Origin of the sequence: Streptomyces sp. DH10 (assembly GCF_029813805.1) — a bacterium.
Lineage (GTDB): Bacteria > Actinomycetota > Actinomycetes > Streptomycetales > Streptomycetaceae > Streptomyces > Streptomyces coeruleofuscus.
In genome coordinates, this window is the sequence record NZ_JARVKU010000018.1 from 131,652 (window position 1) to 157,008 (window position 25,357).

A 25,357-nucleotide genomic window follows, 5' to 3' on the forward strand; every position below is an offset into this window, starting at 1 on the left:
CGCACTGGGAGCCCCCTTCCGACTCGGGAGGGGGCTCTTTCCCTTCTCACAGGCCGGGCCGACAGGTGAGAGGCGGGCCGTTCGGGGGACCCGCTGGGCAGGCGGGGTCGGTGGCGTTCCCCTGGGGGGCCGGCCCGGCTCAGGTTCCCCCGGTTCAGCCATGTGCTGGGGGAGCCGTACGCCATGGGGGAGTCGTGTACGTCGAGGGCCGGTGCCCCATTGCCTTACATATTGATTTTCGATAGATTTCCATCGTAGCTCGATTGAAGGAGTGGCGATGGGGAAGCTGGCCGTGGCGGCGTTGCGTGTGGTGCTCGTGGTGCTGCTCGCCGGGTCGCTGTTCGTGCAGGGGGTGATGGTCCCGCTGCTGGCCATCGACATGAACGGGCTCAAGCCCGAGTACGCGTACCTGCGCATGCCGATCCTCGTGATCCTGGTCCTGGGTGTCGTGACCGCCCAGGTCGTCCTGGTCTGTGTGTGGCGGCTGGTGACGATGGTGCGCCGCGGGACGGTGTTCTCCATCGCCGCATTCCGGTACGTGCACATCGTGATCGGTGCCTTCGTGGCCGCGGCCTGCCTGGTGTTCGCGCTCGGGGTCGTCCTCGCGCCGGGCGAGGCCGTCGCTCCGGGGGTGGTGCTGCTGCTGGGCGGGGTCGGCGTGGCGGTGCTGGGTGTCGCGCTGGTCGTGCTCGTCCTGCGGATGCTGCTCGCGCAGGCCGTCGCACGGGACATCGAAGCGGCCCGGATGCAGGCCGAGCTGGAAGAGGTCATCTGATGCCGATCGCCGTCGACATCGACGTGATGCTGGCCAAGCGGAAGATGTCCGTAGGTGAACTCGCGGAACGCGTCGGCATCACCCCCGCCAACCTGGCGGTCCTCAAGAACGGCCGCGCCAAGGCGGTCCGCTTCTCGACCCTCGCCGCCCTCTGCGAGGTCCTCGAGTGCCAGCCGGGAGATCTGCTGCGCTGGGAGGCGGACGGGGCCGCCGACCGGACAATGCACTGATGGAGAACATCAGCATCCGCCCGGCCCGAACCGGCGAACTGGCGGCCGTGGCGGCACTTCGCTGGGAGTGGCTCGTCGAGAACGGCGGCGAGGCCTCCGGCGAACGCGAGGAATTCTTACGGCACTTCGTCGACTGGGCCCGGGACAATGCGGGTTCGCATCGCTGCATGGTGGTGGTGCGTGACGACGGCGTCGTCATCGGCATGGCCTGGCTGGCGGTGGTGCAGCGGGTGCCCACGCCGCGGGCGCCGCGGCGGGCCTCCGGCGACCTCCAGTGTGTGTACGTCGTGCCGGAGGCGCGCGACGGCGGGCTGGGCGGGCGGCTCATCCGGGCGGTTCTGGACGATGCCCGGGAGCTCGGGCTGGAGCGGGTGACCGTGCACTCGAGCCGGCGGGCGATCCCCGCGTACGCGCGGTGCGGTTTCCAGGAGTCCCCCCGGCTGCTGCACGCTCGGACCGCGGACGCGTGAACCGTATGATCATGACGTCAGGTGGAGGATCTGCGGAAGAACGGGGCGGGGCTGTGCGGTGCTGGAGCCGGACGGGGCGCTGAGGCGTCTACGACGATATGGATCTGGAGAAGTCGGCCCGAGAGGGCTCCGAGACGCGAGTCGATCTGCGCAGACGGGTGCCCGAACCGTCCGCGCCGCCGGTGCGTGAGGCGGCGCCCGAGGGGTGTCTCGCCGTCGCGATCCGGATTCCCGTGCGGATCGTCGTGCTCGTGCTGGTCGTCCCCGTGCGGATGGTGTGGGACGCGCTCGTCGTGTCCGGGCGGTTCCTGAACGACGTGCTGTTCCGGCCGCTGGGCCGGGCGCTGCTGTGGCTCGGGCGGGCGGTGTTCGTCTGGCCGTTCGTCGGGCTGTGGCGGTATGTAGTCGTGCCGCTGGCCAAGGCGCTCGGGTGGCTCGGGAACGTGCTCCTGGTGGTGCCTGTGGTCTGGTTCTACAGGTACGTGCTGACGCCGGTGGGACACGCGATCGCGTGGGTCGTCACAGGGGTCGCCAGGGGCGTCGGCGCCGCGCTCGGCTGGGTGTACGCGTACCTGCTCACGCCGGTCGGGCGGGCCGTCATGTGGGTGCTGAAGGGGCTCGGAGCCGTGCTCGCCGCGGTCGGGGCCGGCGTGTACGCCGTCGTGGCGTGGCTCGCCCGGTATCTGGTCGTCGTACCCGCCGTGTGGCTGTACACGTGGGTGCTCGCGCCCGTCGGGCGGGCGATCGTCTGGTGCGGCAAGGGGCTCGTGTGGCTGGTGAGCACGATCGTCACCGGCATCGGGACGGCCCTCTACTGGATCGCCCGGATCCTGCTCGTCCTGCCCGTGCTCGCCGTCTGGCGCTGGGTGCTCGCGCCGGTCGGACGCGTCCTCGCCGTCATCGGACGCGAGGTCCGGGACGCCCTCGGGCACGCCTGGCGCGTCGCCGGGTACGTCTCGCTCGCCGTCGGGCGGTTCCTCGCGACGCTCTTCCGGTGGATCTTCGTCGAGCCGGTGCGCTGGGTGTACCGGAGCGTGCTGACGCCCGTCGGGCACGTCGTGCGGGACGCCGTCCTGCGGCCCGTCGCCGAGGCCGCCCGCAGTGCGGGACGGGCCACGCGGCAGGCGCTGGCCTCCGCCCGGGAGTCCGTACGCCAGGCGCGCGCCGACTTCCGGCGGATGCTCTTCGGCGAGCCGGCGCAGCCGCAGCCGGCCGACCTCGGGGAACCTTCGGGCCGCGAGGCACGTACTCTTGGTAGAAGTACGACCGCTCTCACGAAGGACTGAACGACACTGGGCAAGCGACAGCCCGAAGGCCCGCCGCCCGCACCCGCGGTGCAGCGCATCCGACTGCGCTACACCAAGCGCGGCCGCCTCCGGTTCACCAGCCACCGTGACTTCCAGCGCGCCTTCGAGCGTGCGTTGCGCCGTGCCGAGGTGCCGATGGCCTACTCGGCGGGCTTCACACCGCACCCGAAGGTGTCGTACGCCAATGCCGCACCCACCGGCACGGGCAGTGAGGCGGAGTACCTGGAGATCGCGCTCACCGCGCCCCGCGACCCGGAGCGGCTCAGGGCCCTCCTCGACGAGTCGATGCCCACCGGGCTGGACATCGTCGAGGCGGTCGAGGCCCGTACCTCGGGCCTCGCCGACCGGCTGACGGCTTCCGTGTGGGAGCTGCGACTGGACGGCGTGTCGCAGGAGGACGCCCGCCGAGCGGTGGACGCCTTCAACGCGGCCGAGACCGTCGAGGTCCAGCGCCTCATGAAGAACGGCGTCCGTACCTTCGACGCCCGCTCCGCCGTCGTGGGCCTGGAGATCCGCGACCACGCAGAAACGCAGAGTTCCCAGGCTGATAGGCCGACCGACCAGCCCTGTGCGATACTGCGGCTGGTTGTTCGGCACGTGACGCCTGCCGTACGACCCGACGACGTCCTGTCCGGTCTCCGCGCCGTGGCCGACCTGGCGCCGCCGGTCCCCGCAGCGGTGACCAGGCTGGCGCAGGGGCTGTTCGATGAAGAGACCGGCACGGTGACCGACCCGCTCGCGCCCGACCGCGAGGCAGCGGAGGCCCACTCAACGGCCGAACCGACTGCCGCCGCGACGGCGTCGGCGTAAGGAAGGTTCCGCGTAGGGACGGACGTCGTAGCGCCGCCCTCGGACTCGGGAGCCACCTGGGTCGGGCAGCGTACCGACCAGAAGACTTTCGCCAGGCCGTACGCATTCGGCGTACGGAACCGGCGAGACAGGACACAGAGAGCTCCCGTGCGGCGCCCGCGCCCCGGACGGCGGCGACGCGCACAGCGCGAGCCGCGGACGTCACCGGCACAGCCGGACCAGGCGCGGCGCCCGGGAGCCTGACGGGAGAAAAGCCCGCATGCTCGGACCGACCGAACCCACAGAGTCCGCCACGGACTCCGAACAGAACACTCCCAGCGACACCCTGCCGCCCCGTCGGCGGCGCCGTGCCGCGTCCCGGCCGGCGGGTCCGCCCGTCGGCACCTCCTCCGACGCTCCTGTGGAGACCGTCGCGCCGGCCATACCGGCCGCAGAGCCCGAGGACCTCGCGGCGGAAGCCGTAGAGGACGGCGAGGTCGAGGAGACCGCCGCCGAGGAGACGGCCGTGGCGGCGCAGGACACTTCCGAGGCGGCACAGAGCGCCGAGGAGGCCGCGCCCGCCGCTCCCAAGCGGCGCCGTGTGGTCCGCCGTGCCGCCGCGCCCGCCGGGGCTCCGGCGTCCGCCGAGGCCGCCGAGACCGTTGTGCCGGTGACCGCCGCCGCTCCGGCCGACTCCGAGGCATCGGAGCAGGCCGAGTCCTCCGCCCCCGCCGAAGTGTCCGAGGACGCCGCTCCGCGCCGGACCCGGCGTCGTGCGACGCGCACGGCGACGTCCCCTGCCGAGACCCAGGCGGAGACGGCGTCGGCCGCCGTCGCACAGGCCGAGCCGAGTGCCCCTGAGGCCGCCGTGGCCGCTGAAGGCGACACCGCGGAGGCCGCCGAAGAGGCTGCTCCGCGCCGGACCCGGCGTCGTGCGACGCGCACGGTGACGTCCCCTGCCGAGACCCAGGCGGAGACGGCGTCGGCCGCCGTCGCACAGGCCGAGCCGAGTGCCCCTGAGGCCGCCGTGGCCGCTGACGGCGTCACCGCGGAGGCCGCCGAAGAGGCTGCTCCGCGCCGGACCCGGCGCCGTGTCACACGACGCGTGACCGCGCCCACCGCGGCGCCTGCCGCCGCGGACGCGGCCGAAGAAACCGCCGACGCGGGCCGGTCCGGCTCCGTCGCCACCGCCGACGCGCCCGCCGAGGCCGTCGCCGCCGTGTCTGGTGGGCCCGCCGAGGCCCCCGCCGGCTCGCCCGCCGAGGAGGCGAAGGCACCTGTGACCGATTCCCCTGCCGCTGAGTCCGACGGAACCCCCGAGACCGCCGCCCAGGCTGCCGAGCCCGAGGAGGACGCCGCTCCGCGACGCCGCCGCCGGGCCGTCCGCCGGGCCGCCAGTGGTTTCGCCGAGCCCGCGCAGTCCTCGCGGAGCGCCCGGTCCTCGAAGTCCGCGCAGGCCGCCGCCGGTGACGACGAGACGTCGGCGCGGCCCGCGCGGCCCGCTGTCGCCGTGTTCCAGGCACCCGTGTTCACCGAGCCCCAGTTCCAGACGCCGGAGCGGGCCGCAGCCGCAGCCGCCGCAGAGGCGGCTGGGTCCGAGGAGCCCGAGGAGACGGAGGAGACCGCGTCGCCGGAGGTGCGCGAGGAGCAGTCCGGCGGGTCGCGCCGCCGGCGCCGTCGCCGGGGTGCCGCGGACGAGCCCGAGGCCCAGACCGCCGAGGCCCCCGCTGCCGAGAGCGCCGCCGCCGTCGACGACGAGTCGGAGGAGCCCGAGGAGTCCGCCGAGGGCGAGGACCAGGACGACTCCGAGGGGGCCGGCTCGCGCCGTCGCCGTCGCCGGGGCGGCCGCCGCCGTCGGCGCGGTGAGTTGGCCGAGAGCGACGCCGAGGGCGGCGAGGGCGCGGACGCCGAGTCCGAGCAGACCACCGCGCAGGACGCCGAGGACAGCGCGGAGCAGGCCGAGGAGGACCAGGACGAGTCCGACGAGGCCGCCGACCGTGACGAGTCGGGCGGCGGCTCCAGCAGCAGCCGCCGGCGCCGGCGCCGCCGTCGCCGTGCCGGTGACACCGCGGCCGACGCCGCCGAGCCCTCGGAAGGCGACCCGGAGCGCACGGTCGTCAAGGTCCGCGAGCCCCGCCCCAAGGCCGAACCGTCCGACGAGGTGCAGTCCATCAAGGGCTCGACCCGTCTGGAGGCCAAGAAGCAGCGCCGCCGGGAAGGCCGCGAGCAGGGCCGCCGGCGCGTCCCGATCATCACCGAGGCCGAGTTCCTGGCCCGGCGCGAGGCCGTCGACCGCGTGATGGTCGTCCGCCAGCACGGCGACCGTACGCAGATCGGTGTCCTGGAGGACGGCGTGCTCGTCGAGCACTACGTCAACAAGGAGCAGTCGACCTCGTACGTGGGCAACGTCTACCTCGGCAAGGTGCAGAACGTGCTGCCGTCGATGGAGGCCGCCTTCATCGACATCGGCAAGGGCCGCAACGCCGTCCTGTACGCCGGTGAGGTCAACTTCGAGGCGCTCGGCATGGCCAACGGGCCGCGGCGCATCGAGTCCGCCCTGAAGTCCGGGCAGTCCGTGCTCGTCCAGGTGACCAAGGACCCCATCGGGCACAAGGGTGCCCGTCTGACCAGCCAGGTCTCCCTCCCCGGGCGCTACCTCGTGTACGTGCCCGAGGGCTCCATGACCGGCATCAGCCGCAAGCTGCCCGACACCGAGCGGGCGCGGCTGAAGACGATCCTCAAGAAGATCGTCCCCGAGGACGCGGGCGTCATCGTGCGCACCGCCGCCGAGGGCGCGAGCGAGGACGAGCTGCGCCGGGACGTCGAGCGGCTCCAGGGGCAGTGGGAGGACATCCAGAAGAAGGCCAAGAACGGCGGCAACGCGCCGACGCTGCTGTACGGCGAGCCGGACATGACCGTCCGGGTCGTGCGCGACATCTTCAACGAGGACTTCTCCAAGGTCGTCGTCAGCGGCGACGAGGCGTGGTCGACCATCCACGGGTACGTCTCGCACGTCGCGCCGGACCTCGCCGAGCGGCTCCAGAGGTGGACCTCCGAGGTCGACGTCTTCGCCACGTACCGGATCGACGAGCAGCTCGCCAAGGCGCTGGACCGCAAGGTGTGGCTGCCCAGCGGCGGTTCGCTGGTGATCGACCGGACCGAGGCGATGGTCGTCGTCGACGTCAACACCGGCAAGTTCACCGGCCAGGGCGGCAACCTCGAGGAGACCGTCACCAGGAACAACCTGGAGGCGGCCGAGGAGATCGTGCGCCAGCTGCGGCTGCGCGACCTCGGCGGCATCATCGTCATCGACTTCATCGACATGGTGCTGGAGTCGAACCGGGACCTGGTGCTGCGGCGCCTGCTCGAATGCCTGGGCCGGGACCGTACGAAGCACCAGGTGGCCGAGGTGACCTCGCTGGGCCTCGTGCAGATGACCCGCAAGCGGGTCGGGCAGGGGCTCCTGGAGTCCTTCTCCGAGACCTGCGTCCACTGCAACGGACGCGGTGTCATCGTGCACATGGAGCAGCCGACCTCCGCCGGGGGCGGCGGCAAGCGCAAGAAGCGTGCGCGTGCCGGTGCCGGCGAGCCGCACGTGCACGAGGCGGCCGTCGAGACCGCCGAGGAGGAGGCGGAGACCGAGGCCGAGGTCGGTGCCGAGATCGCCGAGCCGGTCGCGCTGCCCGAGCCGGTCTTCGAGCCCGACGAGGAGCTGTACAGCAGCGCCGCCGAGGCGGAGGCCGCGGCCACCCGAGGGCGGACGCGACGCCGGGCGAGCCGGCGGGCGTCGGCTCCGGCGGGTGCGCCGCGCGGTGAGACGGCGGAGCCCAAGGCCCGGCAGGACCGGAAGGCCGAGGAGGCCGAGGCCGAGGTGCCGACGGCTCAGGACGTGACCGTCGCCGAGGAGGCCGCCCGTCCGGTGCAGCCGGAGCCGGCCGCCGAGGCGCACGCCGAGCCGATGGCCGTCGAGGACCCGGTCGTCGAGGCCCCGGCCGCCGAGGAGGCCGCGCCCAGGGGCCGTGGCCGTCGGCGGGCGACGCGCAAGGTGTCCGCGCCGGCCGGTTCTCCGGCGGGGGCGGAGGCGACCGTGGTGACGGTTTCCGAGACCGCGCCCGCCGCGTCCGAGGCCGCTGAGGCGCCCGAGCAGGCCGAACAGCCCGCGGCGACTGCCGAGGCGGCCGTCGAGGCGCCCGCCGAGAGCGCCGCCCCGGCCCGTCCGCGGCGCCGTGCCGTGCGCAAGCCCACCGTGTCCACCGCGTCCGAGGAGGCGGCCGTCGTGGTCGTCCCGTCGGCCGCGTCCGAGGAGGCCTCTGAGGCCCCCGAGGCGGCCGAGGCCGCCGTGGCTGAGAACACCGCCACGGAGGACAACGCCGCGGAGGAGGCCGCCGAGGAGTCGGCCCCGGCCAAGAAGACGGCCCGCAAGACGGCCAAGAAGGCCACGGCGAAGAAGGCCGCCACGAAGAAGACCGCGGCGAAGAAGACCGCGGCCAAGAAGACGACGGCGAAGAAGGCGGCGGCGAAGACCACCAAGACCGCCGCCAAGAAGACCACGTCGAAGAAGACCGTCGCGGCGGAGCAGCCCCGCTCCTCCGTCTCGGCCTCCACCGACGAGGACTGACCGGCATCGACGCCCGCCGGGGCGTGCGCGAACCTGCGTACGCCCCGGCGGACGCGACCGGCGTGACCGGTCGCACAGGCGGCGGACCCGGCTCGGTTTGACCCCTTCGGCCGCAGCCCCGTAACCTTGACCGTCGGCGTGTCGAATGACGCGTCACATCCCCGTAAACCTCATCCTCCGGGCGCCGGGCGCCCAGGAGAGGCCGCTCTTTGTGTCGGGCGGCTGGCCTGCGGGGGTGCCGTTTCCCCGAGCGAGAGAGTGAGTCCGCGTGTACGCCATCGTGCGCAGCGGTGGTCGCCAGCACAAGGTTGCTGTCGGCGACATCGTTGAGGTTGACAAGATTTCCACTGCCAAGGTTGGCGACACGGTCGAGCTCTCGACCCTGCTCGTTGTCGACGGCGACGCCGTGACCAGCGACCCGTGGGTCCTGGCCGGCATCAAGGTCCAGGCCGAGGTCGTGGACCACCACAAGGGCCAGAAGATCGACATTCTGCGCTACAAGAACAAGACCGGTTACCGCCGTCGTCAGGGCCACCGCCAGCAGTACACGGCGATCAAGGTCACTGAGATCCCCGCGGCTGCGAAGTAAGGGACTGAGGAGAGATGGCACACAAGAAGGGCGCATCGTCCACCCGTAACGGTCGTGACTCCAACGCTCAGCGCCTCGGCGTGAAGCGCTTCGGCGGTCAGGTCGTCAACGCGGGTGAGATCCTGGTCCGTCAGCGCGGCACCCACTTCCACCCCGGCGCCGGTGTCGGCCGTGGCGGCGACGACACGCTGTTCGCCCTCCAGGCCGGTTCGGTGCAGTTCGGCACCCACCGTGGCCGCAAGGTCGTGAACATCGTTCCGGTCGCCTGACCGGAAGCTTTCGCGAGGCGGACCTCACTTCCCTCACGGGAAGCGGGTCCGCCTTTCGCGTGTTACGCAGAGAACAACCCCGTACAACCCGTACGCAACGGCCGTACATCAATGGAGGCACCCACCATGACCACCTTCGTGGACCGCGTCGAGCTGCATGTCGCCGCGGGTAACGGAGGTCACGGCTGTGCCTCCGTCCACCGTGAGAAGTTCAAGCCGCTGGGCGGACCCGACGGCGGCAACGGCGGGCGCGGCGGGGACGTGATCCTCACCGTCGACCAGTCCGTGACCACGCTCCTCGACTACCACCACTCCCCGCACCGCAAGGCCACCAACGGCAAGCCCGGCGAGGGCGGCAACCGCTCCGGCAAGGACGGGCAGGACCTCGTCCTGCCGGTGCCGGACGGCACGGTGGTGCTCGACAAGGCGGGCAACGTCGTCGCCGACCTGATCGGGCACGGCACGTCGTACGTCGCCGCGCAGGGCGGCCGGGGCGGGCTCGGCAACGCGGCGCTGGCGTCCGCGCGGCGCAAGGCGCCCGGGTTCGCGCTGCTCGGCGAGCCGGGAGACCTGCGGGAAGTCGTCCTGGAGCTGAAGACGGTCGCCGACGTGGCGCTCGTCGGGTATCCGAGCGCCGGCAAGTCGTCGCTGATCTCGGTGCTGAGCGCCGCCAAGCCGAAGATCGCCGACTACCCGTTCACCACACTCGTGCCGAACCTCGGTGTCGTCACGGCCGGCTCGACGGTGTACACGATCGCCGACGTGCCCGGACTGATCCCGGGAGCCAGCCAGGGCAAGGGCCTGGGCCTGGAGTTCCTGCGGCACGTGGAGCGGTGCAGTGTGCTCGTGCACGTCCTGGACACCGCCACGCTGGAGTCGGACCGCGACCCGGCCTCCGACCTCGACCTCATCGAGGAGGAGCTGCGGCAGTACGGCGGGCTGGACAACCGTCCGCGGATCGTCGTCCTGAACAAGGTCGACGTACCGGACGGCAAGGAGCTGGCCGAACTGGTGCGGCCCGACCTGGAGGCGCGCGGGTACCGCGTGTTCGAGGTGTCGGCCGTGGCGCACATGGGGCTGAAGGAACTGTCGTTCGCGCTCGGGGATCTCGTGGGGCAGGCGCGGGCGGCGAAGCCGAAGGAAGAGGCCACGCGGATCGTGATCCGGCCCAAGGCCGTGGACGACACCGGCTTCACGGTGACGCGCGAGGAGGACGGGCTGTTCCGGGTGCGCGGCGAGAAGCCCGAGCGCTGGGTGCGGCAGACCGACTTCGCCAACGACGAGGCGGTCGGCTACCTCGCGGACCGGCTGAACCGGCTCGGGGTCGAAGAGGAACTGATGAAGGCGGGCGCCCGCAGCGGCGACGGCGTCGCCATCGGCCCCGAGGAGAACGCGGTCGTCTTCGACTGGGAGCCGTCCGTGATGGCCGGGGCCGAGATGCTCGGCCGGCGCGGTGAGGACCACCGGTTGGAGGAGGCGCGACCGGCCGCACAGCGCCGCAGGGACCGGCAGGCCGAGCGGGACGACGTGCAGCGGGAGTTCGACGACTTCGAGCCGTTCTGAGCGTCCCGAGTTAACGGGAAGCAAATTCGCAACGGACTTCAAGGCAACCAAGTCGTTCTTCGGTGAGTCGTACTGGGCAGCGCGGATGAGGATCTTGTTCCTCTCCGTGCCGCAACTGCCCAGCAGATCACCGGAGTTCACGTGCCCCAGTCCATGAGCAAGCGCAGGATCGGCCGAGGAGCAGCAGTGGCGGCGGCCGTCGCGGTCGTCGCGGCCGTCACCGCCCCGGTGGCCGCACAGGCCGCCGACGCCGCCCCCACGACCCCGGCCGGCGCGGCGAAGCTCCACGACGACTTCAACGGCGACGGCTACGCCGACCTCGCCGTGGCCGCCCCGACCGCGACCGTCGGCGGCAAGAAGGGCGCCGGATACGTCGCCGTGGTCTACGGCACGAAGAACGGGCTGGACACGACGAAGAGGCAGGTGTTCAGCCAGAGCACGGCCGGCGTGCCCGGCAGCCCCGAGACGGACGACGCGTTCGGCAGCGCGCTCACCACCGCCGACCTCGACCGCGACGGGTACGCGGACCTGGTGGTCGGCGTGGGGAGCGAGGACACGGCCGACGGCGGGGAGGAGTCCGGGCTGGTCGAGGTCCTGTGGGGCGGTGCGAAGGGCCTGTCCGGCGGGGCCGTCCTGGCCACCGGGAAGGCCTACGACGGGCTCGGCCGCCAGGGGCGCCTGACCGTCGGGGACATCAACGGCGACGGTGCCGAGGATCTGGTGACCGTGCAGAACCAGCTCAACCTGCGCGTGCTGAAAGGCCCGTTCACCCGGGACGGCTCCACGGCCCACGGCGAGCAGCTCCTGACGGACGAGTTCGACAGCCGTTACCTCGACCTGGCCACCGGCGACGTCAACGGCGACGGTGTCACGGACGTGGCCGGTACGCAGATCGACGGCGACGAGTTCGACGCCCGCCGGGTCGTGTACTGGCTGGGCACCGAGCAGGGACTCACGCCGTACATCACCGTGCAGGGCGCCGACGGCTACCGGCTCAAGGGCGGCGAGAACCTCGACATCGGGGACATCGACCGGGACGGCTACGACGACATCGTGGTCGGCCGGGCCGTCACCGGGTACGACAGCGACCTCGACACCCCCGCGGCCAAGGGCGGCCGGGTCACCTGGATCCCGGGCGGCCCGGACGGGCCCGACGGTGTGAAGGCCAAGCACCTCAACCAGGACAGCCCCGGCGTGCCCGGCAGCGCCGAGGCGGGCGACGGCTTCGGCACCGACGTACGGATCGCCGACGTCAACGGCGACGGATTCCCGGACGTGGCGACCGGACTGCCCGGTGAGAACCTGGGCACCGTGGCCGACGCGGGAGCCGTCGTCGTGCTGCCCGGCACCGAGCGCGGGCTCACCGGCACCGGCGCCCAAGTAGTGACACAGGACACGCCCAACGTGCCGGGCACGGCCGAGAAGAACGACGCCTTCGGCAGGGCCGTCCACCTCGCCGACGCCAACCACGACGGCCTGGCCGACCTGGCCGCGGGCGCGCCCGGGGAGAACGGCAACGCCGGGTCCGTGTGGTACTTCAGGTCCGCCCCGGCGACCGTCGTGAGCCCCAACGCCACCACGACCTTCGGCAACACACTCCTCGGCACCACCGCCACGCAGGCCCGGCTCGGCACCGGCTTCGCCGACTGATCACCTGTCAGACCCGCCCCGGCAACGGCTTGTTCCAGCGCTGGCGGCGGGTCTCCTTTTGGCTGCTTAGTTGTCATGTACGTGAACCCCGGCGTTCAGCGGGCGGACCGCCCGCGAGCGTGAAGCTTCCCAGTGTCCAAGTGGCCAGCGAGGTAAGGGAGTCAGTCGATGACCGGAGCAGTATCCCCCGACCGACGCCGATTTCTGACCGGCGGTGCCGCGGTCCTCGGTGCCGCGGCCTCCGCCCAGCTGTGGCTTCCGGCCACCGCCCACGGGGCCGAGACACCGCTGCCCGACGGCGTGTTCAGCCTCGGCGTCGCCTCAGGAGACCCGCTGCCGGACGGCATCGTGCTGTGGACCCGGCTCGCCCCGGACCCGCTGAACGGCGGCGGTATGCCCGACCGGGTGGTGCCGGTGGAATGGCAGCTCGCCGAGGACTCCCGGTTCAGAAAGCTCGTCCGCCGGGGCACCGCCCAGGCCCGGCCCGAGTACGGGCACAGCGTTCACGTGGACGTACGCGGGCTGCGCCCGGACCGTACGTACTGGTACCGCTTCCGCACCAGCGGACAGCTCTCGCCCGCCGGCCGCACCCGTACCGCGCCCCACCCCTACAGCTCCGGTGGCTCCCTGCGCATGACACTGGCCTCCTGCCAGAACTGGCAGCACGGCTATTTCACGCCGTACGCCGACATGCTGGACCAGGACCCGGACGTCGTGGTGTTCGTCGGCGACTACATCTACGAGTCCACGCCCTCGGCGACGGCGCTGCGGCGGCACGAGGGGACCGGCGAGCCGTTCAGCCTCGTCCAGTACCGCAACCGGTACGCGCAGTACCGCACCGACCCGGACCTCGCGGCGATGCACGGACACGCGCCGTTCGTGGTGAGCTTCGACGACCACGAGGTGGACAACGACTTCGCCGGGGAGATCCCGCAGGACCCGGACAAGCAGCCGCACGACGCGTTCGTGGCCCGGCTGACCGCGGCCTACCAGGCGTTCTACGAGCACATGCCGGTCCGGGCGACCGCCGTCCCCAACGGCCCGCACATCCGGATGTACCGCCGTCTGGAGTTCGGCCGCCTGGCCCGGCTCAACGTGCTGGACACCCGCCAGTACCGCAGCGACCAGGCCACCAGCCAGGCCGGTGCCCAGGACCCGTCCCTGACCATGCTCGGCGCGCGGCAGAAGCAGTGGCTGCTGAACGGGCTCCAGGGCTCGCCGGCCCGCTGGAACCTGATCGCCTCGCAGATCATGATGGCCGAGACGGACCTCCAAGTCGGCGAGGGCAAGCTCTGGTTCTACGACGCCTGGGACGGCTACCAGGCCGAACGCAACCGGTTCCTCCAGGAGTTCAAGAAGGTCCGCAACCCCGTCGTGCTCTCCGGCGACCGGCACCTGACGATGATCAGCGACCTCAAGACGGACTACGCCGACCCGGACTCCGCGGTCGTCGGCGCCGAGTTCGTCGGCACCTCCATCTCCAGCAACGGCGACCAGGACCAGGCGGCCTTCCGCAGGGAGTGGGACCCGCGGCGCCCGGACAACCCGCACTGGAAGCTGCTCGACGCCCACCGCGGCTACCACCTCTTCGACGTCCGCCGCGACGGCATCGACGCGCAGGTGAGGGTGGTCGACACCGTACGGCAGCCGTCGGCGACGCCGAGCACGCTGGCCAAGCTGCGGGTCGAAGCGGGCCGGCCGGGCGTCGAGGTGGTCTGACCCGGCCCCTGAACGCTCGCGTGAGCCCGGTACTCCTCGGAGTGCCGGGCCCTTCGTCGTACGAGACGGGGGAGCCGTGTGAGAAGTCCCCCCCGGCCCGTCGCGTATTGCTCTCGCCGAGACCGAAATGCTGCGGAATCTTGACCAGGAATTCCGCGGCAATGAACGCCCGGGCGAGCCGTATTCGCGCCCGGGCCTATGAAGAACGCGTGCAGTCCCTCGCCCCGGGACGTGAAGATCCGCGCACCACGCCAGCGGAGCCCGCGGCGGCGAGCGGCGGAGCCGGTACGCAGGACACCGTCAAAGCGCGTACCGTGCACCGGACATCGTCCAAGGAACTCGTGAAGGTCCTCGGTCACCGCCGTCCCGAGCGGCTCCGACGTCGCTGAGCGTCTGTGGAGTTACTCACAGCGCATTTCCCCGGGGCCCGCGCAGCCGTCTCACCAATCACCAGGAGTGGGAGGTGAATGACAGGTTGCGCGCACATATGCGGCAGAGGTCGCTCACCTTGCACTGCGGTAACCACAAGTGGGACCATTTCGAAGTTCCCTGTCGCCCCAAGGTAGGTCACCTGTGTCCCAGCACATAGCCAAGCCCCGTACCACCGCAGTGATCCTGGCCGGTGGTACCGGTCAGCGCGTGGGTCTGTCGATCCCCAAGCAGCTGCTGAAGATCGCCGGCAAGGCAGTCATCGAGCACACGCTGACCACTTTCGAGAACGCCGACTCGATCGACGACATCATCGTGCTGATGGCGCCGGGCTATGTGCCCGACATCGAGAAGATTGTCGCGAAGGCCGGATTCAAGAAGGTCTCGAAGATCATCGAGGGCGGCGCCACGCGGAACGAGACCACCGAGCGCGCCATCTCGGCCCTGGGTGAGGGCCTGGCCGAGGGCGAGGACGCCAACGTCCTCTTCCACGACGCCGTGCGCCCCCTGCTGTCGCAGCGCGTCATCGACGACTGCGTCACCGCGCTGGAGCGCTACCAGGCCGTCGACGTGGCCATCCCCTCCGCCGACACCATCATCGTCACGCGCACGCACGGCGAGGACGGCGAGTTCATCACCGAGATCCCGGACCGCTCCCGGCTGCGCCGCGGCCAGACGCCGCAGGCCTTCAAGCTGTCCACGATCAAGCGGGCCTACGAGGTCGCCGCCGGCGACCCCAACTTCCAGGCGACCGACGACTGCTCCGTCGTGCTCAAGTACCTGCCGGACGTGCCGATCCACGTCGTCGCGGGTGACGAGTACAACATGAAGGTCACCCAGCCCGTCGACGTCTTCATCGCCGACAAGCTCTTCCAGCTGGCCTCCACGGCCGCGCCCGAGCAGGTCTCCGAGGAGGCGTACCGGGAGCTGCTGACCGGCAAGACGGTCGTCGTCTTCGGCGGCTCGTACGGCATCGGCAAGGACATCGCCGAGCTCGCCGAGTCCTACGGCGCCTCGGTCTACGCGCTGGGCCGCTCCACCACCGGTACCCACGTGGAGAACCCGGAGGAGGTCGACGACGCCCTGTCCAAGGCCTACGCCGAGACCGGCCGCATCGACTACGTGGTGAACACCGCGGGCGTGCTGCGCATCGGCAAGCTCGCCGAGACCGACAACGCCACCATCGAGGAGGCGCTGAAGGTCAACTACCTGGCCCCGGTGCAGATCGCCCGTTCGTCGTACAAGTACCTGTCCGAGACCAAGGGCCAGCTGCTGCTCTACACCTCCAGCAGCTACACCCGCGGCCGCGCCGAGTACAGCCTCTACTCCTCGACCAAGGCCGCCATGGTGAACCTCACCCAGGCCCTGTCCGACGAGTGGGCCGGCGACGGCGTCCGCGTCAACTGCATCAACCCCGAGCGCACCGCCACCCCGATGCGCACCAAGGCCTTCGGCCAGGAGCCGACAGGCTCGCTGCTGTCCTCCGAGGCCGTGGCGCGCACCTCGCTGGACGTACTGCTGTCCGAGCTGACCGGCCACGTCATCGACGTCCGTCAGCAGGACCCGACCGCCGGTGCGGCCCGTGCGTCCGGCTTCGAGCAGGCGCTGGCCTCGGTGCTGGACCGGCAGGACGGCGTGTAATAATTGGCGCCAAATAGACTTCAGTAATTCAGGCCTCTGCGCCCTCCTGTTAACGGTGTTCGTCAACAGGAGTGTTCGCAGGGGCCTGAATCCATACAGTCCCGCGAATATTCACAGACCAGCCGCATTCTCGAACCAAGACCGGCACACCCCTCCCAAGAGCAGGTTTCTCCGTGATATCCACCGCTATTCGCGTCGCCCGGGTGGGCAGCGCGGCCGAGCTGGCCGCGGCGGTCCTCATGGTGGCGGGCTTCCCCGCCCTCATGCTGGCCGCGCTCGTCCCGAGCGTCCCCGCCTTCGCGGCAGCGGCCGCCGTGACGTACCTGGCGGACCACTATCTGCACCGCAAGGGCAGCTACCTGATCAACCGCCTCGGCAAGGTCCGGGCCGGCCTGTCGATCCGCTTCCTGATCCGGCAGCTGCTCCTGGTCCTGCTGCTGGCCCGGCTGTCCCTCGCGGACAACCTGATCTACTACGGGGCGATCGCCTGCTTCATCGCCTTCTACGGTCTCCAGGCCCCGCACGGCGCGCTGGTCCAGCTGATCCGCAACCGCCGCCGCATGCCGGTCGCCACCCGCAACGTGGACCTGAAGTCCCGCATCCGCATCCCGGACGCCCCGCCGCGCAAGCTGCTGCACCGCTCCGCCGAGAAGATGCTGCACCTCGACCTCTTCGCGGTCGTCGGCATCCTGCTCGCCGCGCAAGTGAAGTCGTCCCTGATCGGGTTCATCGGCATCGGCGTCACGGTGGCCGTCGCCACCCTGTACGTCCTGGCGCTCATGCCGTACGTGCGCGGCAAGAAGATCCCGCCGAACGCCGAGAGGGTGCTGGCCGCCGTCGACGACTGGCTGGGCGAGTACAAGCCGGAGACGGTCCTGTACTTCTCCGGTTCGAAGGACTCCGCGTACCAGGTGAACATGTGGCTGGACACCATGGAGAACCTGGACTCCAAGCCGCTGATCATCCTGCGTGAGCGGGCCATCCTGAACAACCTGGCCCCGACCACGGTCCCCGTCATCTGCGTGCCCGGAGGGGTGCACCTGATGAACATGGACCTGTCCACGGTGCGGGTCGCGCTCTACGCGGCGAACGTCGGCAAGAACATCCACATGCTGCGCGTGCCCACCATCAAGCACGTCTTCATCGGTCACGGCGACAGCGACAAGCTCGCCAGCGTCAACCCGTTCAGCAAGGTCTACGACGAGGTGTGGACGGCCGGCCGCGCGGGCCGCGACCGCTACGCCATCGCCGACGTCGGTGTCCGCGACGACGACATCGTCGAGGTCGGCCGCCCGCAGCTCGCCCCGATCCAGACCTGGCAGGGCGTCCCCGAGGGACGCATCCCCACGGTCCTGTACGCCCCCACCTGGGAGGGCTGGGACGACAACCCCGGCAACACCTCGATCCTGCTGGCCGGCGAGAACATCGTGCGCAGGCTGATCACGGCCGACCCGCCGGTCCGCGTCCTGTACAAGCCGCACCCGTTCACCGGCACGCGCAGCAAGGAGGCCAAGGCCGCGCACCAGCGCATCACCGCCCTGGTCCAGAAGGCCGCCGCCGAGCGCGCCGCCGACTCGCGTTTCGCCACCGACAGTGCCGCCCAGGCGCAGGCCAAGACCGAGCTGGCCCGGATCGAGGCCCGGATCGCCCAGCTGGCCGGCACCGGCGACAAGGGCCGCGACGAGGCCGAGGCCACCCGTGACGGGCAGGTCGACGTCGCCCGGCACGAGGAGGTCGCCCGGCTGCGCGCCGAGTGGAACGACGCCTACTGGCGTTCCTTCCCCACCTGGGAGCACCGCGTCATCACCGGCTCCGAACCGCGGCTGTACGACTGCTTCAACGTCTCGGACGCGATGGTCTCGGACATCTCCAGCGTGGTCTCCGACTTCATCGCCAGCGGCAAGCCGTACGCGGTCACCGACTCCGCGGAGCTGGGCGCCGAGGAGTTCAAGCGGAACAACACGGCGGTGCGCGCCGCGGTGATCCTGTCCAACAGCGCGGCCGAGCTGGGCGAGCTGCTGGGCGCGGTGCGCGACCCGGCCGCCGATCCGCTGGCCGAGGACCGCAAGGAGCTCAAGCAGTACCTGCTGGGCCCGGACGAGCCGGCCTCCATCGACCAGTTCAACACCGCCGTCGCGAACCTCGCGATCAAGGCCGAGACCCGCAACGTCGGCCAGGAGTCACGGATCGCGGCCACCACCGCCGACGCGGAGAAACTGGCGAACGCCGTGCCCGGGCAGCGGGTGTCCTCCGCCGGTGACACGGACGGCGTCGGCACGGGCTGAACCGCCGCCGCCTGCTTCAGAGTTCGGCCCCCGAGGAGCGTTCCTCGGGGGCCGAACTCTTTCTCGTTCCCCCGCCTGCCGGTTCGCGATGTGACGTGACTCACTGATACGGGTGATCGAGGCAACCGCTTGCCTCGATCACCCGTCTACCAGGTAGCGAATGAGGAGATACGGGGGGAATATCCCATTGACTAGGGGGAAACGTGACCGTGGCGCAGCCTGATGTGAGTGTGATCATCGGTGCGTACGAAGCGATGCCGTACCTGATCGAGTGCCTCTCGTCCGTCGAGGCACAGACCATCGATCCGGAGCGCATCGAGGTCATCGCGGTGGACGACGGATCGACGGACGGCACGGGGGAGTACCTGGAGGAGTTCGCCGAGCGCGCTCCCATGCACGTCCTGGTGATCCGGCAGGAGAACTCCGGCGGCCCCAGCGGCCCGCGCAACGTCGGTCTGGGCAAGGCGACCGGGCGTTACGTCTTCTTCCTCGACGCCGACGACCGGCTGGGCCCCGAGGCCCTGGAACGGATGGTCGGCATGGCCGACCGGGCCGGCACGGACGTCGTCCTCGGCAAGGTCGAGGGCGTCAACCGCTCGGCGCCGAAATCCATGTGGGGCAAGACGGTAGAGCGCACGGACGTCTACTCGTCCAACATCAAGTTCACGCTCAGCGCGCAGAAGCTGTTCCGCCGCGAGCTGCTCGACCGGCACGGCATGCGGTTCGACGAGTCGCTGTTCACCGGCGAGGACGCGCTGTTCACGATGGAGGCGTACCTGCGGGCGGACGGCGTCTCCGTGGTCGCCGACCACACCTGCTACTACCTGGTCGGCCGTGACGACGGCAAGCATGTGACCAAGAGCGGCAGTTACACGCTGCGCTTCGATTCCGCGCGGGCGCTGATGAACCTGATCGCCGAGCTCGTCCCCGCGGGCGGCCGGCGTGACCAGCTGATGGTCCGGCCCTTCCTCGTCACGCTGCTGCCGCAGTTCGGGCCCAAGTACCTGACGGACAGCGAGGAGATACGCCGGCACAAGTTCGAACTGGCCAAGCCGCTGACGGACGCGTACTGGACCGAGGGCGTCGCCCAGCGCCTCAAGGTCCACGAGCGGCTGCGGCTGCACCTGGTCGCCGAGCAGCGTCCCGAACTGCTGCTGGACGTCGTGAAGTTCGTGAAGGCCAAGAAGCAGGCGGCGGCCCTCCTGGAGAAGAAGGGCCGCCGCGTCTACCTGGCCTATCCGCACTTCCGCGACCGCGCCGCGGGCATCCCCGACTCGGTGTACCTCGCCGAGCCGCGCGAGGCCCGCGCCTTCCCGGGCTACCGCGAGGGCGGCGTCGACACGTTCGTACGCCGGGCCGTGCGCAAGGCGCGGCGGGTGCTGACGTCGCGTGAGGTGCGGCAGGCGGCCTGAACACGGGCGCGGGGCCGGTGGGTCGATCGCCCACGGCCCCGCGCCTGGTTCGCCGGTCGGTTCGTCGTGCCGTCCGCTGGTTCGCCTGGTTCGTCGTGCTGAGCGCTAGTGCGGTGCGGCCGTCGGCAGGCTCGCCCCGTCGCTCACCGGCTCCGTGCGCTGGCCGGGCAGTTCCGCCCTCAGGCGCTCCGCCACTCGTGCCCGGTGGGCCCGGGCCTCCTCGCACAGGGCCCGCACGGCCGCGTTGAAGCGCTCCTGCGACGGCGGATCGGCCGGGCCCAGCAGGCGCAGCTTCAACGCGGCGCGTGCCTGGGCCAGGTCGTCCTTCTCCGGGTGCCGGACCGTCTCCAGCAGGTCCGGCACCCCGGCCGCGTCCGGCGTCAGCACGGTCGCCGCCGCCACCGTCGGGAACGCCGTACGGAAGGCCTCCTCGGGCAGCCCGCTGGTGTTGGCCACCGCGTACGGCTTCTCGCTCGTCAGGAAGTCGCTGATCACGCTCGACACGTCACTGATCAGCAGGTCGGCCACGTTGAAGCAGGAGTACAGCGCGGGCCGGGCGTCCGTGATGACCTGGTGCTCACCCTCCGGCAGCGAGGCCCAGTACGCCTCCTCCCAGGCCGCCGTCACCCGTGCCACCGCCTCCGCCCGGCCCGGCTCCGGCGCCGACTGCACCCGCATCCGCTCCAGCGTGTCGGCCCCCGCCCGGAAGGCGGTCGTCGTGAGCCGGTCCAGCTCCTCGGTGAGCCGGTCCAGTTCGGCACCGCCCGCGGGACGACGCGCCCCCGTCCGCTCCCGGTTGGCCGCCCGGATCAGCTCCCGGATGCGCAGGTCGGCCGCGCCCGCGCGCGGGTCCACCGACCCCGTCAGCGGATGCGGCTTGTACAGCAGCCGCACGCCCGGGTCCGCGAGCAGCGCCCGCACCAGGTTCTCCCCGGCCGCGATCACCGACGTGTTGCCGGGGTTGCCGTCCCAGCCCTCCCAGGTCGGCGCGTACAGCACGGTCGTGAAGTGCCCGTCAGCCTCTCCGCCGCGGGGGCCCGTCGGCGGACCGGCGTACGGCCGTACGGCGTCCAGCTGCGGACGGCCCGTCTCCACCACGTCCTTGTCCTCGACGCCCACCTCGGCCAGCGCGTACCGCTCGCGCGCGGCGGGACCGGCCACCCAGACCTCGTCGTACGCCTTCGCGTACGGGTTGCAGGAGGACAGCTTGTCGCTCTCGCCGTGGTTGACGAAGGTGTGCCTGATCGTGGGGATGCGCAGCACCTGGGAGGTCTTGCCGGAGTTCGAGGGGTGGATGAGGGCCTGGAGCGTGGAGTGCTCGAGACGCATCAGCGTCGACACCTTCGGCAGGCACACGATCGGGATGTCCGTCGCCGCGATCTTCTGCACCATGAACCGCTCGCGCAGCACGATGACCGGCTTCCCGTCGGTCTTGGCGAGCGGCTCCAGCCACATGTTCGCCTGGTAGGCCGAGGAGGCACCGCCGGAGAAGTACAGGCCCACGGTCGGCCGGTACTCCGCCAGCCACGCGTCGAACCAGTCGAGCACCTCCTGCTCGCCGGCCGGGCGGCGACCCGGCAGCAGCCGGAAGAGCAGCGCGCCGAGGCCGGTCAGCGCGAGCGCGAGGGAGAGCGCGATGCCCGCGGCCGCGTACACCGGCTCGTCGCCCGGCGCGGCGGCCAGCAGCCCCGCCGTCGCCGGCAGGCCGAACACCAGCAGACGGTGGCCGGGGCGGCGCAGCAGCACGGACGGGGCCTTGGACAGCCGCAGCGCCGACGCGTCGATGTTCCGGGTCACCACCGGCAGGGTGCGGGTCCGGCGCACCAGCACCGAGACCGCCTGGATCGCGCAGTGCAGCACGTAGAAGGCGAGCAGCCCGGCCACGAGCGGGGCGTACACGGTCTCCCGGTCCTGCTCGCCGAGCCGCAGCAGGCCCACCACCAGCAGCAGGTCCCGCAGGACGTGCCGCACGGTGATGTCCGCGTGCGACTTGGCGAACAGTGACAGCACCCCCCGCTGCCACCGGTACAGGACCCCCTCGGTGGCGAGGGAGACGGTGGTCGCGGCGAGCAGCAGCGGTACGTGGGGCAGCAGCGCCGCGACCGCCTGAGCGGCGAACGCGGCGGCCAGGACGATGGTGACCAGCCCCTTCAGCAGGGCCGGTGGGCGGGGGAGAGGTAGGGGCACTGCGGTCACTCCAGGAGCGTCGGGTCGGCGCAGGTCGGCCGCCCGGGTTAACGCGCGGCGACCTCCTGACGACACGCGCGTGTCGTCAGGGCGTAGAGGGCGGCTGCCGCCCCGTGGTGTCGTGGGACCGTAGCGGAAGATCGCATTCCTGTCGTGTGGTGGGACCGAAGAAGGGTGACTGCCGCCCCCCAGTGACGCGGGCGGCACCGTCCGTAGCGTGGACCGGCGCCGCACCCCGCCCGGCCGTCCCGTAGATTTCCTGGTGAGCGACCGAATCGACGCGAGGGGACGGACGGCGACGTGGCAGGGGCAAGGCAGGCCGTGGGCGAGGCCCACAGGATCGTCGTCAAGGTCGGGTCCTCCTCGCTGACGACCGCGTCGGGAGGCCTGGACGCCGACCGCGTGGACGCGCTCGTCGACGTGCTCGCCAAGGTCCGCAGCGGCGGGGAACGCGAGATCGTCCTGGTCTCCTCCGGCGCCATCGCCGCCGGCCTCGCCCCGCTTGGCCTGAGCCGCCGCCCCAAGGACCTCGCCCGGCAGCAGGCCGCCGCCAGCGTCGGCCAGGGCCTGCTGGTCGCCCGCTACACCGCCTCCTTCGCCCGCTACGGCGTCCGCGTCGGCCAGGTGCTCCTGACCTCCGACGACATGAGCCGCCGCGCCCACCACCGCAACGCCTCGCGCACCCTCGACAAGCTCCTCGCGATGGGCGCCCTCCCGGTCGTCAACGAGAACGACACCGTCGCCACGGACGAGATCCGGTTCGGCGACAACGACCGCCTCGCGGCCCTGGTCGCCCACCTCGTCCACGCCGACCTGCTGGTCCTGCTGTCCGACGTGGACGGCGTCTACGACGGCGACCCCGGCAAGCCCGGCACCTCCCGCATCGCCGAGGTGCGCGACCCGTCCGAACTCGCGGGCGTCGAGATCGGCAGCGCGGGCAAGGCCGGCGTCGGCACCGGCGGCATGGTCACCAAGGTGGAGGCCGCCCGGATCGCGGCCGCCGCCGGCGTGCCCGTCGTGCTCACCAGCGCCGTCCACGCGGCCGACGCCCTGTCCGGCCAGGACACCGGCACCTACTTCCACCCCACCGGCAAGCGCTCCGCCGACCGGCTGCTGTGGCTCCAGCACGCCTCCACCCCGCAGGGTGCCCTCACCCTGGACGACGGCGCCGTCGAGGCCGTCGTGGAACGCCGCAAGTCGCTGCTGCCCGCAGGGATCGCCGCCGTCGAGGGCGAGTTCAGCGCCGGTGACCCGGTCGAGCTGCGGGACGCCACGGGACGGGCCGTGGCCCGGGGGCTGGTCAGCTTCGACGCCAAGGAGATCCCCCGGCTGATCGGCCGCTCGACCCGCGAACTGGCTCGCGAACTCGGCCCCGCGTACGAGCGCGAGGTCGTACACAGGGACGACCTGGTGATCCTGCACCCGTAATGTGTCGAAACGTCCGCTCTCGGTGGTGGACGTTCCGCAAAATCGCCCCGCGATCTCCTGCGGCCTGCTCAACTTTGTCTCGGGGACATATTCCACAGCAGCGCCACTGTGCAAAGGAGGCCGTCGTGAGACGAGTGCGCCCTGGGGCCACGGCGTCCCGTGGTGGTGTCGGCTCCCGCGCGGCCGGTGAGGAGCGGGCCCTGACGAGCGTGGCGGCCGGGGACCGGTTCGAGGGCGAGGAACCCGCGGACACGCCGCGCCTGTGGCACGTCACCCTCAGCGTCTCCGGCAAGGAGGCCCCGCTCCCCGAGGTCCGGCGCGCCCTGGAACAGCTCGCCCACGACCATCCCTTCCTCCTGACCAGCCGGTACGCGGTCGACCACGCGGAGATCCGCTACTGGGAGGAGGCTCGCGACCTGCACGACGCGGCCGCCGTCGCCCTGCGCCTGTGGGGCGAGCACCGGCAGACCGCGGGGCTGCCGCCCTGGGAGATCGTCGGCCTGGAGGTCATCGACCGCGCGACCTACCACCAGCGCATCGCCGAGGGGTACGGACCGCCGCCCGCGTCGCCCGTCGGAGTCCATCCGTTCTGACCCGGTCCGGCGGCCGTCTCGGGGAGTGTCTCGCGCTGTGGAACGCGCGGTGAACGCTCCCGCCCGGCACACTACGCTTCCCTTATGACCACGCTTTCGCCGTACGACTCCATGTCCCCGGTCACCGAGGCCGCCTACCGCGCCAAGGCCGCCGCCGCGAGCCTCGCGCCGCTGCCGAGGGCCGACAAGGACGACGCGCTGCTCGCCATCGCCGACGCGCTGGAGGTCCGTACGAGCGAGATCGTCGAGGCCAACGCCAAGGACGTCGCCAAGGCCCGCGAGGCCGGCATCAGCGAGGGCATGATCGACCGGCTCACGCTCACCCCCGAGCGGGTCCGCGCCATCGCCTCGGACGTCCGCGACGTCGCCGCGCTGCCCGACCCGGTCGGCGAGGTCGTACGCGGCTCCACGCTGCCCAACGGCATCGACCTGCGCCAGGTCCGCGTGCCGCTCGGCGTCGTCGGGATCATCTACGAGGGCCGGCCGAACGTCACCGTCGACGCCGCCGCCCTCTGCCTGAAGTCCGGCAACGCCGTCCTGCTGCGCGGCTCCTCCTCGGCCTACCAGTCGAACAGCGCCCTCGTGCGCGTCCTGCGCGACGCCGTGGGCGGTGCCGGGCTGCCCGCCGACGCCATCCAGCTCGTGCCCGGCGAGAGCCGCGACAGCGTGCGCGAGCTGATGCGCGCCCGCGGCCTGGTCGACGTCCTCATCCCGCGCGGCGGCGCCTCGCTGATCAACACGGTCGTCCAGGAGTCGGTCGTCCCGGTCATCGAGACCGGCACCGGCAACTGCCACGTCTACGTCGACGCGCAGGCCGACCTGGACATGGCCGTCGAAATCCTGATCAACTCCAAGGCCCAGCGCGTCGGCGTCTGCAACGCCGCCGAGACCCTGCTGGTCCACCAGGACATCGCCGCCGAGTTCCTGCCCCGGGCCCTGGACGCCCTCGCCGGCGCCGGGGTCACCGTGCACGCCGACGAGCGCGTCCTGGCCTACGCCAAGGACTCCAAGGCCACGGTCGTCGAGGCGACGGCCGAGGACTGGGAGACGGAGTACCTGTCGTACGACATCGCCGCGGCCGTGGTGGACTCGCTGGACAAGGCCGTCGAGCACATCCGCCTGTGGACCTCCGGCCACACCGAGGCCATCGTCACGACGTCCCAGCAGGCCGCCCGCCGCTTCACCCAGTTGGTCGACTCGACCACGGTCGCCGTCAACGCCTCCACCCGCTTCACCGACGGCGGCCAGTTCGGCTTCGGCGCGGAGATCGGCATCTCCACACAGAAGCTGCACGCCCGCGGCCCGATGGGGCTGCCCGAGCTGACCAGCACGAAGTACATCGTCACCGGTGACGGGCACGTGCGGCGCTGACCACCTGCCGCGTGGGTGTGGGACGCGGCGCA

Annotated in this window: 18 protein-coding genes; 17 read left to right on the forward strand and 1 reads right to left on the reverse strand. The window is 71.6% G+C overall.

Annotation, left to right across the window (positions count from 1 at the left end; translation table 11 throughout):
* Positions 1–277 precede the first annotated feature (277 nt).
* The 14 genes from QC385_RS31345 to QC385_RS31410 all read left to right on the forward strand — a co-directional run bounded on the left by QC385_RS31345 (position 278) and on the right by QC385_RS31410 (position 19,746).
* On the forward strand, positions 278–775 hold the full coding sequence (locus QC385_RS31345) for a DUF2975 domain-containing protein (protein WP_279544735.1): 498 nt from the start codon (positions 278–280) through the stop codon (positions 773–775).
* Positions 775–1,005: a helix-turn-helix domain-containing protein gene (locus tag QC385_RS31350; protein WP_020275770.1), complete on the forward strand. Its 231-nt coding sequence runs from the start codon at positions 775–777 to the stop codon at positions 1,003–1,005. The genes QC385_RS31345 and QC385_RS31350 overlap by 1 nt, the downstream gene beginning before the upstream one ends.
* Positions 1,005–1,475: a GNAT family N-acetyltransferase gene (locus QC385_RS31355; protein WP_279544736.1), complete on the forward strand. Its 471-nt coding sequence runs from the start codon at positions 1,005–1,007 to the stop codon at positions 1,473–1,475. Before QC385_RS31350 ends, QC385_RS31355 begins: the two co-directional genes overlap by 1 nt.
* A gap of 98 nt (positions 1,476–1,573) precedes the next feature.
* Positions 1,574–2,761: a hypothetical protein gene (locus QC385_RS31360; protein ID WP_279544737.1), complete on the forward strand. Its 1,188-nt coding sequence runs from the start codon at positions 1,574–1,576 to the stop codon at positions 2,759–2,761.
* Positions 2,762–2,809: 48 nt separating this feature from the next.
* Positions 2,810–3,592: a TIGR03936 family radical SAM-associated protein gene (locus tag QC385_RS31365; protein ID WP_279544738.1), complete on the forward strand. Its 783-nt coding sequence runs from the start codon at positions 2,810–2,812 to the stop codon at positions 3,590–3,592.
* Between the two features lie 259 nt (positions 3,593–3,851).
* Positions 3,852–8,189, forward strand: a complete 4,338-nt coding sequence (locus QC385_RS31370; protein WP_279544739.1) for an Rne/Rng family ribonuclease — start codon at positions 3,852–3,854, stop codon at positions 8,187–8,189.
* Positions 8,190–8,457: 268 nt separating this feature from the next.
* Positions 8,458–8,778: a 50S ribosomal protein L21 gene (gene rplU / locus QC385_RS31375; RefSeq protein WP_004931419.1), complete on the forward strand. Its 321-nt coding sequence runs from the start codon at positions 8,458–8,460 to the stop codon at positions 8,776–8,778.
* Positions 8,779–8,792: 14 nt separating this feature from the next.
* On the forward strand, positions 8,793–9,047 hold the full coding sequence (gene rpmA, locus QC385_RS31380) for a 50S ribosomal protein L27 (protein WP_010041940.1): 255 nt from the start codon (positions 8,793–8,795) through the stop codon (positions 9,045–9,047).
* Positions 9,048–9,173: 126 nt separating this feature from the next.
* Positions 9,174–10,610: a GTPase ObgE gene (gene obgE, locus QC385_RS31385; protein ID WP_279544740.1), complete on the forward strand. Its 1,437-nt coding sequence runs from the start codon at positions 9,174–9,176 to the stop codon at positions 10,608–10,610.
* Between the two features lie 153 nt (positions 10,611–10,763).
* The gene (locus QC385_RS31390) at positions 10,764–12,260 is read left to right on the forward strand and encodes an FG-GAP-like repeat-containing protein (protein ID WP_279544741.1); all 1,497 of its coding nucleotides are present in this window, start codon (positions 10,764–10,766) and stop codon (positions 12,258–12,260) included.
* 168 nt (positions 12,261–12,428) lie between these two features.
* Positions 12,429–13,979, forward strand: coding sequence for an alkaline phosphatase D family protein (locus tag QC385_RS31395; RefSeq protein WP_279544742.1), 1,551 nt, complete (start codon positions 12,429–12,431; stop codon positions 13,977–13,979).
* A 573-nt stretch (positions 13,980–14,552) separates the two neighbouring features.
* On the forward strand, positions 14,553–16,049 hold the full coding sequence (locus QC385_RS31400) for a bifunctional cytidylyltransferase/SDR family oxidoreductase (protein ID WP_059417764.1): 1,497 nt from the start codon (positions 14,553–14,555) through the stop codon (positions 16,047–16,049).
* Between the two features lie 203 nt (positions 16,050–16,252).
* Complete coding sequence (locus tag QC385_RS31405) at positions 16,253–18,334, forward strand: hypothetical protein (protein WP_279544778.1); 2,082 nt, start codon at positions 16,253–16,255, stop codon at positions 18,332–18,334.
* 203 nt (positions 18,335–18,537) lie between these two features.
* Entirely contained in the window at positions 18,538–19,746 is a 1,209-nt protein-coding gene (locus QC385_RS31410; RefSeq protein WP_279544743.1) for a glycosyltransferase family 2 protein, read from the forward strand.
* Between the two features lie 105 nt (positions 19,747–19,851).
* On the opposite strand, the gene QC385_RS31415 is transcribed toward QC385_RS31410, so the two are convergent.
* Positions 19,852–21,933: a hypothetical protein gene (locus QC385_RS31415; protein WP_279544779.1), complete on the reverse strand. Its 2,082-nt coding sequence runs from the start codon at positions 21,931–21,933 to the stop codon at positions 19,852–19,854.
* A 321-nt stretch (positions 21,934–22,254) separates the two neighbouring features.
* Here QC385_RS31415 and proB point away from each other — a divergent pair, with 321 nt between their 5' ends.
* The 3 genes from proB to QC385_RS31430 all read left to right on the forward strand — a co-directional run bounded on the left by proB (position 22,255) and on the right by QC385_RS31430 (position 25,325).
* Entirely contained in the window at positions 22,255–23,361 is a 1,107-nt protein-coding gene (gene proB, locus QC385_RS31420) for a glutamate 5-kinase (protein ID WP_279544780.1), read from the forward strand.
* Between the two features lie 134 nt (positions 23,362–23,495).
* The gene (locus QC385_RS31425; protein ID WP_279544781.1) at positions 23,496–23,954 is read left to right on the forward strand and encodes a hypothetical protein; all 459 of its coding nucleotides are present in this window, start codon (positions 23,496–23,498) and stop codon (positions 23,952–23,954) included.
* A gap of 84 nt (positions 23,955–24,038) precedes the next feature.
* The gene (locus QC385_RS31430; RefSeq protein ID WP_150480822.1) at positions 24,039–25,325 is read left to right on the forward strand and encodes a glutamate-5-semialdehyde dehydrogenase; all 1,287 of its coding nucleotides are present in this window, start codon (positions 24,039–24,041) and stop codon (positions 25,323–25,325) included.
* Positions 25,326–25,357: the final 32 nt, after the last annotated feature.

Bases quoted from the DNA above. Each gene is read 5' to 3' on its own strand.
- QC385_RS31345 (WP_279544735.1), top strand. From the start codon at position 278: ATGGGGAAGCTGGCCGTGGCGGCGTTGCGTGTGGTGCTCGTGGTGCTG.
- QC385_RS31350 (WP_020275770.1), top strand. From the start codon at position 775: ATGCCGATCGCCGTCGACATCGACGTGATGCTGGCCAAGCGGAAGATG.
- QC385_RS31355 (WP_279544736.1), top strand. From the start codon at position 1,005: ATGGAGAACATCAGCATCCGCCCGGCCCGAACCGGCGAACTGGCGGCC.
- QC385_RS31360 (WP_279544737.1), top strand. From the start codon at position 1,574: ATGGATCTGGAGAAGTCGGCCCGAGAGGGCTCCGAGACGCGAGTCGAT.
- QC385_RS31370 (WP_279544739.1), top strand. From the start codon at position 3,852: ATGCTCGGACCGACCGAACCCACAGAGTCCGCCACGGACTCCGAACAG.
- rpmA (WP_010041940.1), top strand. From the start codon at position 8,793: ATGGCACACAAGAAGGGCGCATCGTCCACCCGTAACGGTCGTGACTCC.
- obgE (WP_279544740.1), top strand. From the start codon at position 9,174: ATGACCACCTTCGTGGACCGCGTCGAGCTGCATGTCGCCGCGGGTAAC.
- QC385_RS31390 (WP_279544741.1), top strand. From the start codon at position 10,764: ATGAGCAAGCGCAGGATCGGCCGAGGAGCAGCAGTGGCGGCGGCCGTC.
- QC385_RS31395 (WP_279544742.1), top strand. From the start codon at position 12,429: ATGACCGGAGCAGTATCCCCCGACCGACGCCGATTTCTGACCGGCGGT.
- QC385_RS31430 (WP_150480822.1), top strand. From the start codon at position 24,039: ATGACCACGCTTTCGCCGTACGACTCCATGTCCCCGGTCACCGAGGCC.